This window comes from Actinomycetota bacterium, assembly GCA_030682655.1.
In the GTDB taxonomy this organism is placed as follows: domain Bacteria; phylum Actinomycetota; class Coriobacteriia; order Anaerosomatales; family JAUXNU01; genus JAUXNU01.
Genome location: JAUXNU010000151.1, coordinates 67,043 through 80,642 on the forward strand (window position 1 = coordinate 67,043; position 13,600 = coordinate 80,642).

Below are 13,600 nucleotides of genomic sequence, written 5' to 3' on the forward strand. Positions count from 1 at the left end.
CTACCCGTCTATTGTGACCTCGTTGATGCCGCCCGCTCCCATGCACAGCATCGCCAAAGACATCTCGTAGTCCGGTCGCGCAACGCCGCGCTCGGTGATTATGGCGGTGATGTAGCGAGCTGGCGTGACGTCGAAGGCCGGGTTGAACACGGGAACGTTCAACGGCGCCATCCGGGCCCAACCGTCCAGCTGATACGCACCCCCGCGTCGGGTGACCAGCAGCTCATGGCCCCGCGGCAGGTCGAATTCGTAGTCACCGAACTCCGTGAGCGCGTCGAGCGCGCGGGTCGCCTCGGGCGTGGGAGATTCGAACGTCGAGGACCACGTAACACCCGTGACTTCCTCCTCCGGGCGCTGCTCGATGGGAATGGTGCTCCCATCAGAAGTCAGTAGATCCACCGACGAGCTCGGTGCCGCCACGTAGAACGGGATGTTGTGCTCGTGCGCGAGAATCGCAAGTCCGTAGGTTCCGATCTTGTTGGCGACGTCGCCGTTGGCCGCGATCCTGTCCGCTCCGACGATGACCGCGTCCACGAAGGGCTTGTCGTCCTCATCGCGCAGGTTCATGACCCACGACGCCGCGCTGTCGGTGATGAGCGCGCACGGGATCTCCGCCATCATGAGCTCCCACGCCGTCAGGCGGGCGCCCTGCATGACCGGCCGCGTCTCGTCGATCCAAACGTGATCGATCTTGCCCTGCTCGTGGGCCGTGTAGATCACTCCGAGAGCGGTGCCGAAGTACGCCGTTGCCAAGGACCCCGCATTGCAGTGAGTCAGGATCTTCGATCCCGGCTCGATCAGCTCGGCACCGTGCTCGCCAAGCTTGCGGTTGCGTTCCTCGTCCTCGGCGAGCATCTTCTCCGCTTCTGCCAGGAGCATGGCACGCAGGTCGGAGACGGGGAGCACGTCATTGCCCCACGCAAGCCGCCTGAGGCGCTCCGCACCCCACAGCAGGTTGATCGCGGTCGGCCTGGTCTCGACGATCTCTTGCACGACCTCTTCGAGCCTGCCAAGGAACTGCTCGGTACTCCAGTCGTCCTCGGCTTCGTTCTGGGCCCACGCCGCGATTCCGAGCGCCGCTGCCACCCCGAGCGCCGGAGCGCCACGCACGGCCATGCCCTTGATGGCCCAACACACGCCGGTGTGCGTGTCGCACTCGAGAATGTCGCCAACAAGGGGCAGGCGGGACTGATCGATCAGTCTGACCTTCCCGTCTTCCCACCAGATCGTGCGCGGAATGCGGTCTTCGATGCTCATTGCGGCTCCTTGCCTGGTCGTACGGAATCTGTCATCGGAGACATGCGGTCTCCGGTTCGTCACCGATCTAGATGGTGCCCTCTTGCCAAGACGCCAGATACTTCTGCTGCTCCGGCGTGAGAGTGTCGATCTTCACACCCATCGTTGCGAGCTTGAGAGCTGCGATCCCCTGGTCGATCTCCTCGGGCACCGGGTAGACGCCGGGCGCGAGAGACGCTGCGTTGGCCACGATGTACTCAGCGGAAAGCGCCTGGTTCGCGAAGCTCATGTCCATGACGTTGGCAGGATGCCCCTCAGCGCAGGAGAGGTTCACGAGACGTCCGTCGGCCAGCAGGAAGATCTTGCGGCCGTCTTCGAGGACGAACTCCTCCACGAGCGGGCGCACCTCACGCACGGACACGGCGTGTTCGCGCAGGTGCGCGATGTTGATCTCGACGTTGAAGTGACCGGAGTTGCAGATGATCGCCCCGTCCTTCATGGCGTCGTACATCGGCGTGTCGATGACGTTTATGTCGCCAGTGACCGTGATCCAGATGTCGCACTCCTTGGCGGCCTCGACCGCCAGCATGACACGGAAGCCGTCCATTACGGCCTCGAGTGCCGCAAGCGGGTCAATCTCGCAGATGATGACGCTCGCTCCCAGACCCTTGGCGCGCATCGCAGCGCCCTTGCCGCACCAGCCATAGCCGGAGATGACCACCGTACGGCCGGCGATGAGCCTGTTGGTGGCGCGAATGATGCCGTCGATCGTGGACTGGCCGGTGCCGTACCTGTTGTCGAACAGGTGCTTGGTCATGGCATCGTTGACGCTCACGATCGGGTACTTGAGAGCACCGTCGGCAGTCATGGCCTTCAGGCGGATGACACCGGTCGTGGTCTCCTCGGTCCCGCCGATGATGTCACCGAGCGCCTCGGTGCGCTCAGCATGGATGCGGCCCACGACATCGGCACCGTCATCCATCGTGATGTGCGGCTTGTGGTCGATTGCGGAGTTGATGTGCGCGTAGTACGTGTCGTTGTCCTCGCCCTTGATGGCATAGGTGCGGATGCCGTACTCCTGCACGAGCGCGGCGGCCACGTCGTCTTGCGTAGAGAGCGGGTTGCTGGCGCAAAGCACGATGTCGGCGCCGCCGGCCCTGAGCGTGCGCATCAGGTTCGCGGTCTCGGTCGTCACGTGCAGGCACGCGCTCACTCGCATGCCGGCCAGCGGCTTCTCGACCTCGAAGCGCTCGCGGATGCTCGCCAGCACCGGCATGTCGGCGTCGGCCCATTCGATGCGCGCCTTGCCAGCCGCAGCCAGACCCATATCTTTGACTTCGTAGTCCACTTCAGTTCTCCCTACTCGCGAGCGACGTCTCGTCGCCCTGCGGTCAGCGTTACAGTTCGCGTAGTATAGCAAGCATCAGCCGCGTGAGTGCAGCCTCGGCGCGCGCACCAGCCTCGAGCACTTCCTCGTGCGACAAACCCTCGCCCGCCGCAACGTTCGTGACAAGCGAGAAGCCGAGAACGGCCAATCCGAGCGCCCGCGCACAAGTGACCTCCGGGACCGTCGACATCCCCACGACATCCGCACCGACGCTTCGCAGGTACGCGACCTCGGCCGACGTCTCGTAGCTCGGGCCAAGGAGTCCCGCGTACACCCCGTCGACAAGCGCCACACCCTCCTCGGCAGCCGCATCGCGCGCCAGGGAACGCAGCCCGGGGTCGTATGCGTCACGCATGGGAACGAACGGCACGCCGCCCTCGGGACCGGGCCATCCGATGAGCGGGTTCGTACCCATGAGGTTGATGTGGTCCGAGATCAGCACGATGTCCCCACTGCGCATGCGATCGCTCACGCCTCCGGCCGCGTTCGTCACTATGAGAGTGGACGCGCCGATCGCTGCAGCGAACCGCGCAGGATAGGCCGCGCCATGTGCGCTGACACCCTGGTACTGGTGGACTCGGCCCTGGAACACGGCGACGGGCACCCCATCCACACTGCCGCCGACGATGCGTCCCGCATGACCCGCGACACCGGAGGCCGTCGCCGGGAATCCCGCAAGGTCGCCGAAAGGAATCGTATGTGCGTCCTCGACAAGCTCGCCGAGCGCACCAAGCCCGGAGCCAGCGACGATCACCACGCGCGGGACGGGCGCCCCACTCGCGAGGTACCGCGCTCGGTCGCTTTCCGGTACGTCTAGGCGCTGAGCTTCCATCGCGTCCTCCGGTTCCAAAGGCTACGGGCGCAGACCCTCGTAGGCTCGTATGAGGCGCGCCGAGGCGGCCTCCCAGTTCAGTCCCGCATCCACGATTCCCCGGCCGCGCTCGCCCATGCGTGCCGCCTCGTCGGGATCGTCGCGCAGCCGGACAAGGGCGTCCGCGATGCCGTCGGGGTCGCCCTCCCGGACCGCAAGACCGATGCCATGCTGCTCGACGTAGTCAGCAACCCACGTGCCTTTCGATACGAGCACCGGCACGCCGAGCGCCATGCCCTCCATGGCTTTCACCGGGAAGTGCGTCCGGTAGTTGCCGTACGTCGTGTCGTAGACGGCATAGACCACATCGCATCCCTCGTAGAGCGCGGGAATCTCGTCGTAGGCGACCCGACCGCGCGTCTCGACGCGCTCGTACCGGGTTCCCAGCCGTTCGATATCGTCGGCCGCCGTGCCTCCGCCTGCAAGCAGCGCGCTCATGTCGGCGTGCGGCTCGATCGCCCTCATGAGCGCCTCGAGCTGCGACACGCTTCGCTTCTGGCCGATGAAACAGACTTTGAACGGATCGCCGGCCTCGCGCTGACGGCTAGCGGGCTCGAAACGATCGCGCTCGGGGGCGTTCTCGACTATCGCAAGCCGTGGATCGTCCTCGGCAAGACCCGCGACGAGAGACACCTGTCCGGGGTTCGCAACGACGACGAGGGAAGACCTGCGCACGCCACGGCGCTCGTACGACTTCACAGCCCCGCGTGCCGCAATGCCTTTCCAGCCTCGCTGGGGGATCATCTTGCTTTGCGCATATAGTTCGTGCAGGTCCACGACCAGATGCGCCCCATCGAGTCGCCGCACGGCTCGCGTGCCGACCGGGATGGCGTCGGCGTCGTGGCAGTGCACGACATGGGGAGCGAGATCCGCGACGGCATCCGTCGCCCCCGACCAGAACCGCTGGTATGCATCGAGGTTGCCCAGGCCCGCTCCATGACGCGCGACCGGCCCGACTCGGTGGAGTCGCCAACCACCGGCGCGTGTCTCCTTGGCGGGGAGGGTCTGCGAGCGGTCCCACGCGACCACGGTCACGTCCCATCCCGCGTCGACGAGCGCACGGGCTTCCTTCTCCACCCGCGGGTCGGCGGAACCGTCGTTCGAGAGCACCATCGCGACGGAGGGACGCACGTCACCCATCGGAAGCCCCCTTCCCGCCGGCGACGTCGCGGTACAGGCCCAGCAGCTGTGCGCCGACAGCGGCACGTCCGAAACGCGCGGTCACACTGCGTGAGATCGCTTCGGGATCGAAGGTCCCGAGCCTATCGAGCGCCTGCTCGATCCCTTCGGCGAGGGCGTCGACCCGACCGGGCACGACCAAGACGCCCGTCTCCGGCGTCAGGATCTCGCCGGGGCCGCCGCTGTCCGTGGCAACCGCCGGCAATCCCGTCGCCATAGCTTCCACGAGCGCCAGTCCGAACCCCTCGCGACGTGAGGCCTGCACGTAGAGGTCGGCGCGATGCATGGCCGCCAACATGGCCTCTCCTGTGAGAGCACCGAGAAATCTCACGTGATCACCAAGTGAGAGCGCGGCAGCCTTCACGCGCAGGTCCCCTTCGAGAGCGCCGCCTCCAACGATTTGGAGCTCGATGTCAGACCCGTCTGTGATGATCCGGGCAACAGCCTCGAGAAGCAGGTCGTGGCCCTTCTCGGGCACGAGCCGACCGATAGAGAGGAGTCGCGTGGGTCCACCGTGCGTCTCTCGCACGTACGGAGCATAGATGCCGTCGTCGAATGCGTCCGGGATCACCCGGACGTGCTCTCGGGCGATTCCCAGTTCGCGAACGCAGTCCTCGGCGAGTTGCGTCCCGACGCACACCACCGCTGCGGCGCGCGACGCTGCATCGCACAGAGCGGCCGTCCATGACGGCTTCGCGAGGTTGGAGTACAGATCGGAACCGTGCACGGTGACGATCACGGGCACACCAGTCCGACCGGCCAAGGAGACTGCCGCCGCGCCGCTCGGGTAGAGCTCGTGCGCGTGAACGAAGTCGGGGCGGTGTCTTTCGAGCGCACGCGCGAAAGCGGCTGCCGACGCACGCGCCATCGACGCCGAGACGGTCGCATAGAGAGCGCGGCGCGGCAAGACCGGGTACCTTGGGCGGTCGACATGCCAGCCGAACATCGTGTCCGGACCAGTCACATAGGGTCGCCCAGACACCCCGGAAAGTGCCCGCGGCACCCACGGCACCGGGGCGATGGCACGCCACGCGACATCGGTGTCGGTCGCGCGCATCTGCTCGACAACGAACGTCCCTCGATGAGGCTGAGAGGGGTTGGGAAACTGCCTGGTGAACACCAGGCCGCGCAGCGACGCTGAGTCCGCCGGGCGTGTCACTGTCGCCTAGCCCGCAGCGCCCGCACGAGGACGCCTCATGCGCTCGCGCAGGCCCGCCAACACCACACCAATGAAGAGACCGAGGAGTCCACCCGCGGCGACGTTCTTCGCCGCGCTCGACCCAACTGCGGTCTTGGACACCGAGGGCTCCCCGGGGTAGGTGTAGGCGGTCTTCATGAAGTCGAGCGCGGCCTGATCCGTCTGCATTGCGCGCTCGATGTTCCACGCACTCGCTGCGGATGTCTGGCCCGGCAAGGAGTGCTTCTCGAGCTGCACGATAGCCTCTTCCGACGAGTCGATGAGCGCCTGCAGGCGCTCATACTCCGGCCGGGCAAGTTCGTTCTCGGCGGCAACAACCTCCGTGGCAGCCGCGTCGACAATCTCCTTGGCGGTGTCCTGCTCGGGGCCGGTGAAGGTGACGACGACCTTGTCCTGGGGATTGCCGCTCGTGAACGCGTTGAGCCCGGACTTCACGGTCGCGGCATCCTCTCCGACGACTGCGGCGACCTTCTCCGCCAACTCGGCGGTCTTGGCCAACGACATCACCTCATCGGGCTTGGGCAACCGTGCGTAGCTCGCGATGCTCACGTTGTCCACGCGCACGGTCGCCTTGGCCTGGTAGGTGATGGTCTCGCTCGACCCGACGGCGAAGGCCACTCCGGCGGCAACAACGGCCACGACAGCGACGACCCACCAATGGCGGCGTATGATCTCGATCCACTTGGCAACGGTGGTCTCAGTTGACACGATCGGTCTCCTCATCTCGAGCGGCGAGGCGATTTGCCGCAATCGCAAAGGCAACGAACAGCCAGAGGTAGTCGAAGTATAGATAGTACTGGAACAGTGATTGCACCAGTAGGCTCACGAGGCCCGCCGCAGCGAACGATTCGGCAACGGTCCAGGACGCCAGCCTGCGCCGCACGAACGTCCTGACCAGCGTCCACACAAGCACGACTTCGGCGATGATGCCAGCCATCCCCATCTCCGCCCACAGCGCGAGGGGGAGTTGGTGCGGGCGAATGACGCCCGACAGCGTCCCGGCAGCACGGTACGCCGGGAACGCGACATCGTATGCGCTGAGCCCTGTCCCGAACGTCCAGTAGTCACGGATCATCTCCACCGAGGACCCGACCATGTAGTAGCGGGTGCCGATGGAGTTGTCCCCGCCAACGTCACCGATAGACGCGATGCGTTCGATGATCGCCTCTGGTCGTGCCGCAAACACCGCAGCGACGAGCACCCCGCCAAGGATGACCAGCCACAGGCGGCGCTTGGGCGGCGCGGTCATGACGAGCACCACAGCCCCGACAGCGACGCCGACCCATCCCGTTCGGGAGAAGGTAACCAGCACCGCGCCACCACAAAGAGCGCAGCATCCCAGCAGCGGTGCCACGACACGCGATCTGCGCGCGTGGAGCAGGTACCCAAGCGCGACGATGAATGCAAGACTCGCGAAGCCCGCGAAGTAGTTCGGGTCGTCGAACAGAGCGCCCACGCGACGCATCACGACGCCACCCTGCCTGACCTGGATGACATTGCCGTAGTCGAAATCCGGCAAGAAGTACTGCGCGAGAGCGAACGCCGAACTCGCGGCTCCGGTGACCATCAGCGCGCTGGCGACCCAGCCGAACACGCGCCGGCTGCTCATGGCGTTGGCGTAGAGCAGGACGAAGGCCCACAAGAAGGCAAGCCGGATAATCGCGACGATCGTGTCTCGGCGATCGAGCGAGAAAGGCAACGACCACACCGCGGCCAGCACCAGCAGCGCCATGCCGATGTCGACGATCGAGAACCGCACCTTGGCGTCGACGCGCCATGCGAGAGCGACAGCCCACGAGACGAGCGTGAGACCGAGCATCACATGGAACGCGGTGATGGTGACCGAGCCGGAGGAGAGCACACGGCCGTACATGTCGAGCGGCAGCGTCACGACCATCAGCACGGTACCGATCTCGAAGCGCCAGAGGATGAGGCCGGCGGCGGCGATGCCGAGCAGCCCGACCGCGAGTGTCGTCCCACGGGACACCGCGTAGCCGGCGATCGCACCTGCGATCACCGTTCCGAGCAGCCACAGGAGCGTCTCGGTCGAGACGATGCGGGGAGTCGCAATATCCCCCGCAGACCCTGCCTCAGCCGACTTGCGCAACAGCGAACCTCTCTTCTATCCTCAGACCGAATCGCGCAGCTACCCGCGCGTCACCGACAACTCCTCGCGGCCGAGGGCCGTCTCCGCCTATGTCACGTTGCGTCCTCATTATGACCTACGAGTTCCCGCCGACGGGAGGCGGGGGCGTCCAGCGCGTCGCAAAGTTCAGCCGCTACCTGCCCGAGTCTGGCTGGACACCGGTCGTCGTGGCCGCTGAGCTCGTACCCGGTAGGCCGCTGGACGAATCGCTCGCGTCCGAGACCGCTTCCGTGCGGGTCGTCAGAACACCGGCCCGCCATGTCTCCTCGGCCATCTCCCGGCTCATCAAACCTGCCAAGGAGATAGCTGCCGGCAGCTCCCGCGACGCCACGCCCGAGCGCACCGCCGTAGGCACACCGGCGCTTCACAAGCCGTCGCTTTCGCGACGCCTCGCACGATGGGTCACCGTACCAGACGACGCCGTCTTCTGGAAGGGACCCGCGACCGACGCCGCAGTACGACTGGGGCGCGACTCCGGCGCGGAGGCCGTCATCGCCACCGGGCCTCCGTACTCGGTCGTCGTCGCAGGTGCGGATGTAGCGCGCAGGCTCGGCGTGCCGCTTGTCGCTGATATGCGCGACGCTTGGGACCGGAATCCCGGCGCGGTCGTGCCCTCACCCCTACATCGCGCCATCTCCCGGGCGCAGGAACGCCGCTCGCTCGCGGCGGCGACCGTGGTCACGTGCACTTCGCTCGCTATCGCTGACGAGGCCCGCGCGTTCGGGGCCGGACGTGTGGAAATCATCCCTAACGGCTTCGATCCCGGCGACCTTCCACAACCGGCACGCGATGCGGCAGCACCGCTGCGAATCGCGTTCATGGGCCGCATCTACTTCGCGCAGTCCGATCCGACACCGCTCCTCGAGGCCATGGCCCGGTGCGCGACCAAAGCCGGACCGGCGTCGCGGATCGGTCTCGACATCGTCGGGACGTGGCCCTCATCCGTCGAGACCGCTGTGGAGAGGCTCAGCCTAGGTGACCGCGTGCACTTCCACGCGTACCGGCCGCACCGCGAGGCACTGGCGATCGTGGCCCACGCAGACGTCGGCCTGGTACTCGTCGAGGACCTTCCCGGCGCCGAGGCGACCGCGCCCGCCAAACTCTACGAGTACCTCGGCCTCGGCATGACCGCTATGGTCATCGGCCCGACGGACGGCTTTCCCGCCCGCGTCATCGGCGAGACAGGCGGCGGCTTCGTGCTCTCGACCGACGACGCACCCGGGCTCGATGCGGCCCTGCGCGAGCTCGCAGCCGCGAAGACGTCGGGTGCGCTTCCCTCGCCCGACCCGGAGGCCGTCGCACGGTACGATAGACGCCGACAGGCACGCGAGTTGGCCGGCGTCCTCGACAGCATCTCCTCGGCAAGTGGGGCGGTGACGCGCCGGTGAGCGAACTGCGGATCTGCATGCGCCTCAATAACGCCTTCACCCACGACCGGCGAGTCCGACGCGAAGCCGAGGCTCTCGTCGAAGCCGGCCACGAGGTGACGGTGGTCGCCGACCTTAAGGGGAACGTGCCTGCAGGAGAGAGTGTCGCCGGCATTCGGGTGCATCGGATCCGCAAGACAAGCCGGATCCCCTACTGGAGCATCATCGCACCCTTGCGCGCAGAGGCGGCCGACGTCTACCACGCACACGACATCGATTCGCTGTTCCCGTGTCTGGCCGCATCACGGCTGGGATCCAAACGCAGTCTGGTCGTCTACGACTCCCACGAGCTGTGGAGCGGCCACGCCCGCGACAAGGTGCATGCGAAGCGCCGGGTGCTCGTGCGCTACGAGGGCACGATGCTGCGTCACGCGGACGCGCTGATCACGGCCTCGCCGGCGTACACGGACGAGATCGTCTCGCGCTACCGCTTCGGCGGAACCGCGATGACCCTTCTGAACGTGCCGCGCTACTGGACTGACGAAGAACTCGCGTGGGACTGGGGATGTCGCGACGCCGCCGGAGAGATCCGCATCGCCGCCGTCTCGGTCTTCCAGCATGGCCGAGGAGCCGTACAGCTGATCCAGTCCCTCGCCCACCTGCCCGCCAATCATGTGGTCGAGCTGATCGGCCCCATCGCACAGCCGGACTACGAAGCGCTCATGCGCGCGGCCGCCGAGCCTTTCGGCGACCGGGTGCGATTCGCCGGCGCGGTGCCGGCTGCCGAGGTCATCCCCCGGCTCGCGCAATGCCATGTCTCGACGGTCCTGATCGAGCCGCTCTCTAAGAGCTACCGGCTGACCGCCCCGAACAAGCTCTTCGACTCGATGGCCGCCGGTACCCCGGTCGTGGCCTCCGACATGCGCATGATCGCCCAGATCACGCGCGAGACCAACATCGGACGCATATGCGATGTGTCCGATCCCGCTGACATCGCCCGCGCTGTGCGAGAGGTCGTTGCCGACTTGCCTGCGCTGCAGGCCAGTGCACGCGCAGCCGCTACCCGGTACAACTGGGACGCCGAGCGCTCCAAACTCGTCGAGCTCTACGCGGACCTCGGCAAACGGTTGCGCAACACCTAAGGACGCGACTTCGGGCAAACCGCTATCCTTGGCGGGTATGCACGGCACACGTGGAGGACGAGTGACGACCCCAGACCCGAACCAGGGCCCGATCGACGCAACCGAGCCGCTCGACGCACCCGACGTCGCCGATGACACGACCGGGCTCGCCGAGGAGCCTGAGACCTCACTTCTCGAGCGCGCATTGCGTGCCGCCGGCTCCGACGCCGCTCGCTACATCCCCGTGCGGTTCATCCCGGCACTTACGTCGCTGGTCACCACCCCGATCTTCACACGCTGGATCGACAAGGCCGACTACGGTGCCTTCTACCTGATCAGCCCGATCGCCTCGCTCGTCGCCGCCGTTTCGGTGGGCTGGCTGCAGTCATCTACCGTCCGCTTCTACTGGCCCTCTCACAAGAAGGGCAAGGTGGACGCGTTTCTGAGCACGGTGATCTGGACGGGGCTCACGTCGCTGGTGGCCTTCGCCCTCGCCTGCGCGATCGGTGTCTGGCTCGGTGCCGCACACATCGACGCAGCGATTATGCGCCTCATTCCCATGTCGCTGTTCTACTTCATCACCTTCACATGGGCGGGGCTTCTCTTGCAGGTGCTCCGTGCGGCGAACCGTTCCGCTTCGTACGCGAAGCTCTCGATCGGCGTCACGCTGCTCGTCACAGCGATCTCTGTCGGACTCGTGCTCGCAGGCTGGGGCGCCACTGGAATCTTCGCCGGAGCGGCGATCGGCAATCTGGTCTTCCTGCCATTCATGTTGCGGGCCGTCCGCGAGGAAGGCGACATCGTCCCCCACGGCCTCGACCGGCCACTGCTTCGCGAGATGCTCGTTTACGGCGCACCGCTGGTGCCCGTCGGGCTAGCCGGCTGGGCGCTGGCCGTGCTCGATCGCTTCGTCATCCAGGCCTTTCGCGGGCCGTCCGAGGTCGGCCTATACGCAGTCGCCTACAGCCTCGGCGACAAGATCATGCAACTCGTGACCATGCCGCTCATCCTCACGATGATGCCGTCGCTCACCGAAGCCTACGAGAAGCGGGGCCAGCGTCTCGCGGAGCAGATGCAGACCCATTTCACGCGCTATTTTGCCCTGCTGACGCTCCCCCTCCTGACGGGGCTCACGATCACGTCTCAGGTCTTCATGCGAGTGTTCACCGGCCCCGATTATCGCGAGGCGTACGCGGTCCTTCCCATCGTCGCTGCCGGCTCAATGCTCGGCCAGCTCGCGAACATCGCGGGCACGGGCCTTGGCATGCACAAGAAGACCCGGCTCATCATGGTCAATACTCTGGTGGCAGCGGCCTTCAACGTGGCGGCGAACATCGTGCTGGTGCCGCGAATCGGCTACATGGCCTCGGCCATCAACACGGTTGCCGCCTACGGAATACTCCTCTTCATGACCTGGCTGCAGTCGAGGCGCTACATGCGCTGGCTGCTGCCCTGGGAATCCCTCGTGCGCATCGCTCTCGCGTCCGCGGGCATGGGGGCCGTCGTCTGGGGCACCACACTCATCCTTCCCGCAACGCTATGGGCGCTGATCGCCGAGGTCTGCATCGGTGTGGCAGTCTATGGGACACTGCTCGTGGCGTTCGGTGGAGTACGTGCCGAGGAGCGCGCGTTCGTCCGCACGTTAGCGGCCCGCGGCATGGCACGCCTGCGCCGCTAGCCGCATGACCGAGGTCGTCGTGGAGGTTCACCAGTGCGAATCGGAGTCGTGACCGTCTCGAGGAGCGTCCATACGCGCGTATTCGTCGAATACCTCGTCGACGCCGGCCACGAAGTCACGGTCATCACGAACCGCGACCGCTTCGAGGTCGATGGCGTGCGCACCATCAACGTCCGCCCCTTCAAGGGTCGTCGCTTCAAGCTCTCCGACCGCACTCTCCTCGGCATACGTGATCGCAGGATCGGGCGGGTGCTCGAGCGCGAGCGCTTCGATGTCGTCAACGTACAGATGCTCATGAGCGACGGGGTCGCGGCAACGCTTCTGTCCCCGTCGCCGGTCGTGCTCACGCTCTACGGATCCGACGTCTACCACCGCGACCGCCTGCCCGACGACTATCTGCGTCGACTCCCCGAGGCGCTGCAGCGAGCGCACACCATCCACGCCTGTTCCGAGCACATGGCCGAGGAGCTGGTGCGTGTCGGAGCGCCTGCGGAGCACATCGTGACGTTCCAGTACGGCATCGACCCACAACGCTTCGTCCCGCTCGCCGAAGCCGATCGCGCACCGCGCATCATCTCGTCACGGCAGCTCAAGCCGCTGTACCGCGTGCACCTCGCAGTGGAAGCAATGCCGGCTGTCCTTGACCGATTCCCGGATGCGCGCCTCGTCATCTACGACCGCGGGCCCGAGGAGCCGCGCCTGCGCGAAGCCGTGGCGCGACTCGGCATCGGCGACGCCGTCGAGTTTCCCGGGTTCCTGCCTCCCGAGTCACTCGCCGAGGATCTAGGACACAGCGCGGTCTGGGTGTCGATAGCCGAGTCTGACGGAACACCGATCTCGCTGCTCGAAGCAATGGCAGCGGGCGCGTTCCCGGTGGTAGCGGACATCCCCACGCTGCACGAATGGCTTTCGCCGGATACTGCGGCGTTCGTTGGCGACCCAACGCCGGAGACTCTTGCGCACGCTCTCATCGGCGCGCTTGAGCGAGCACGGACCGGGAAGCACATCGAACCCAACCGCCGCGCCGTCACCGAACGGGCAGACCGCACTGCGAACCTTGCACGATTCGAGCGTCTGCTCCAGAACGCGGCCGTCGGGCGCAGCTCATGGGGGCTCCTGGTTTAGTCGACGGCATAGGGATGCGTCCTGTGTGAGGCCGATTCCATTGATGCTTCGAGGATCTTGAATCGGCCGAACGAGCATCCCGTTGCCGTCGCGGCGGCTGATGTACTCCAGCTTGGTCCGCTCTCTCAGAATGATGCACGCCCATCGGCCAAGGGCACAGACATCGGTTCGGTCAAGAGCGTTTGGCACGCCAAAGAGCGCGCTCGAATAGGCATCTCACTGGCATCTCACTGGCATCTCACTCAAGCACAGGGCTATTCCCAAGCGCCACATCGGCGTATTCTATGCGGGG

11 protein-coding genes are annotated in these 13,600 nt (G+C 66.1%); 4 read left to right on the plus strand and 7 right to left on the minus strand.

The annotated features are described in order from the left end of the window. The 7 genes from mtnA to Q8K99_09865 all read right to left on the minus strand — a co-directional run bounded on the left by mtnA (position 1) and on the right by Q8K99_09865 (position 7,978). Positions 1-1,257, minus strand: coding sequence for an S-methyl-5-thioribose-1-phosphate isomerase (gene mtnA, locus Q8K99_09835; GenBank protein MDP2182849.1), 1,257 nt, complete (start codon positions 1,255-1,257; stop codon positions 1-3). Positions 1,258-1,324: 67 nt separating this feature from the next. Beyond that, positions 1,325-2,584 (minus strand): adenosylhomocysteinase, encoded by a 1,260-nt coding sequence (gene ahcY, locus Q8K99_09840; GenBank protein ID MDP2182850.1) that lies wholly within the window; start codon positions 2,582-2,584, stop codon positions 1,325-1,327. A 49-nt stretch (positions 2,585-2,633) separates the two neighbouring features. Further along, on the minus strand, positions 2,634-3,455 hold the full coding sequence (locus Q8K99_09845; protein ID MDP2182851.1) for a purine-nucleoside phosphorylase: 822 nt from the start codon (positions 3,453-3,455) through the stop codon (positions 2,634-2,636). A gap of 21 nt (positions 3,456-3,476) precedes the next feature. After that, on the minus strand, positions 3,477-4,634 hold the full coding sequence (locus Q8K99_09850; GenBank protein ID MDP2182852.1) for a glycosyltransferase family 4 protein: 1,158 nt from the start codon (positions 4,632-4,634) through the stop codon (positions 3,477-3,479). Next, positions 4,627-5,832, minus strand: a complete 1,206-nt coding sequence (locus tag Q8K99_09855; protein ID MDP2182853.1) for a glycosyltransferase — start codon at positions 5,830-5,832, stop codon at positions 4,627-4,629. The genes Q8K99_09850 and Q8K99_09855 overlap by 8 nt, the downstream gene beginning before the upstream one ends. Positions 5,833-5,838: 6 nt before the next feature. Further along, complete coding sequence (locus Q8K99_09860) at positions 5,839-6,579, minus strand: hypothetical protein (GenBank protein ID MDP2182854.1); 741 nt, start codon at positions 6,577-6,579, stop codon at positions 5,839-5,841. Then, positions 6,569-7,978, minus strand: a complete 1,410-nt coding sequence (locus tag Q8K99_09865) for an O-antigen ligase family protein (protein ID MDP2182855.1) — start codon at positions 7,976-7,978, stop codon at positions 6,569-6,571. The genes Q8K99_09860 and Q8K99_09865 overlap by 11 nt, the downstream gene beginning before the upstream one ends. Positions 7,979-8,067: 89 nt before the next feature. Here Q8K99_09865 and Q8K99_09870 point away from each other — a divergent pair, with 89 nt between their 5' ends. The 4 genes from Q8K99_09870 to Q8K99_09885 all read left to right on the plus strand — a co-directional run bounded on the left by Q8K99_09870 (position 8,068) and on the right by Q8K99_09885 (position 13,308). Further along, positions 8,068-9,405 carry a glycosyltransferase gene (locus Q8K99_09870; GenBank protein ID MDP2182856.1) on the plus strand — a complete coding sequence of 446 codons (1,338 nt, stop codon included), beginning with the start codon at positions 8,068-8,070 and terminating at the stop codon, positions 9,403-9,405. Then, a complete protein-coding gene (locus tag Q8K99_09875; GenBank protein MDP2182857.1) occupies positions 9,402-10,526 on the plus strand; it encodes a glycosyltransferase in 1,125 nt (374 codons plus the stop codon). Before Q8K99_09870 ends, Q8K99_09875 begins: the two co-directional genes overlap by 4 nt. A gap of 61 nt (positions 10,527-10,587) precedes the next feature. Continuing rightward, positions 10,588-12,183: a lipopolysaccharide biosynthesis protein gene (locus tag Q8K99_09880; protein ID MDP2182858.1), complete on the plus strand. Its 1,596-nt coding sequence runs from the start codon at positions 10,588-10,590 to the stop codon at positions 12,181-12,183. Between the two features lie 33 nt (positions 12,184-12,216). Beyond that, the gene (locus Q8K99_09885) at positions 12,217-13,308 is read left to right on the plus strand and encodes a glycosyltransferase family 4 protein (protein ID MDP2182859.1); all 1,092 of its coding nucleotides are present in this window, start codon (positions 12,217-12,219) and stop codon (positions 13,306-13,308) included. Positions 13,309-13,600 lie beyond the last annotated feature (292 nt).

Bases quoted from the DNA above. Each gene is read 5' to 3' on its own strand.
- mtnA (MDP2182849.1), bottom strand. From the start codon at position 1,257: ATGAGCATCGAAGACCGCATTCCGCGCACGATCTGGTGGGAAGACGGG.
- Q8K99_09845 (MDP2182851.1), bottom strand. From the start codon at position 3,455: ATGGAAGCTCAGCGCCTAGACGTACCGGAAAGCGACCGAGCGCGGTAC.
- Q8K99_09850 (MDP2182852.1), bottom strand. From the start codon at position 4,634: ATGGGTGACGTGCGTCCCTCCGTCGCGATGGTGCTCTCGAACGACGGT.
- Q8K99_09870 (MDP2182856.1), top strand. From the start codon at position 8,068: ATGTCACGTTGCGTCCTCATTATGACCTACGAGTTCCCGCCGACGGGA.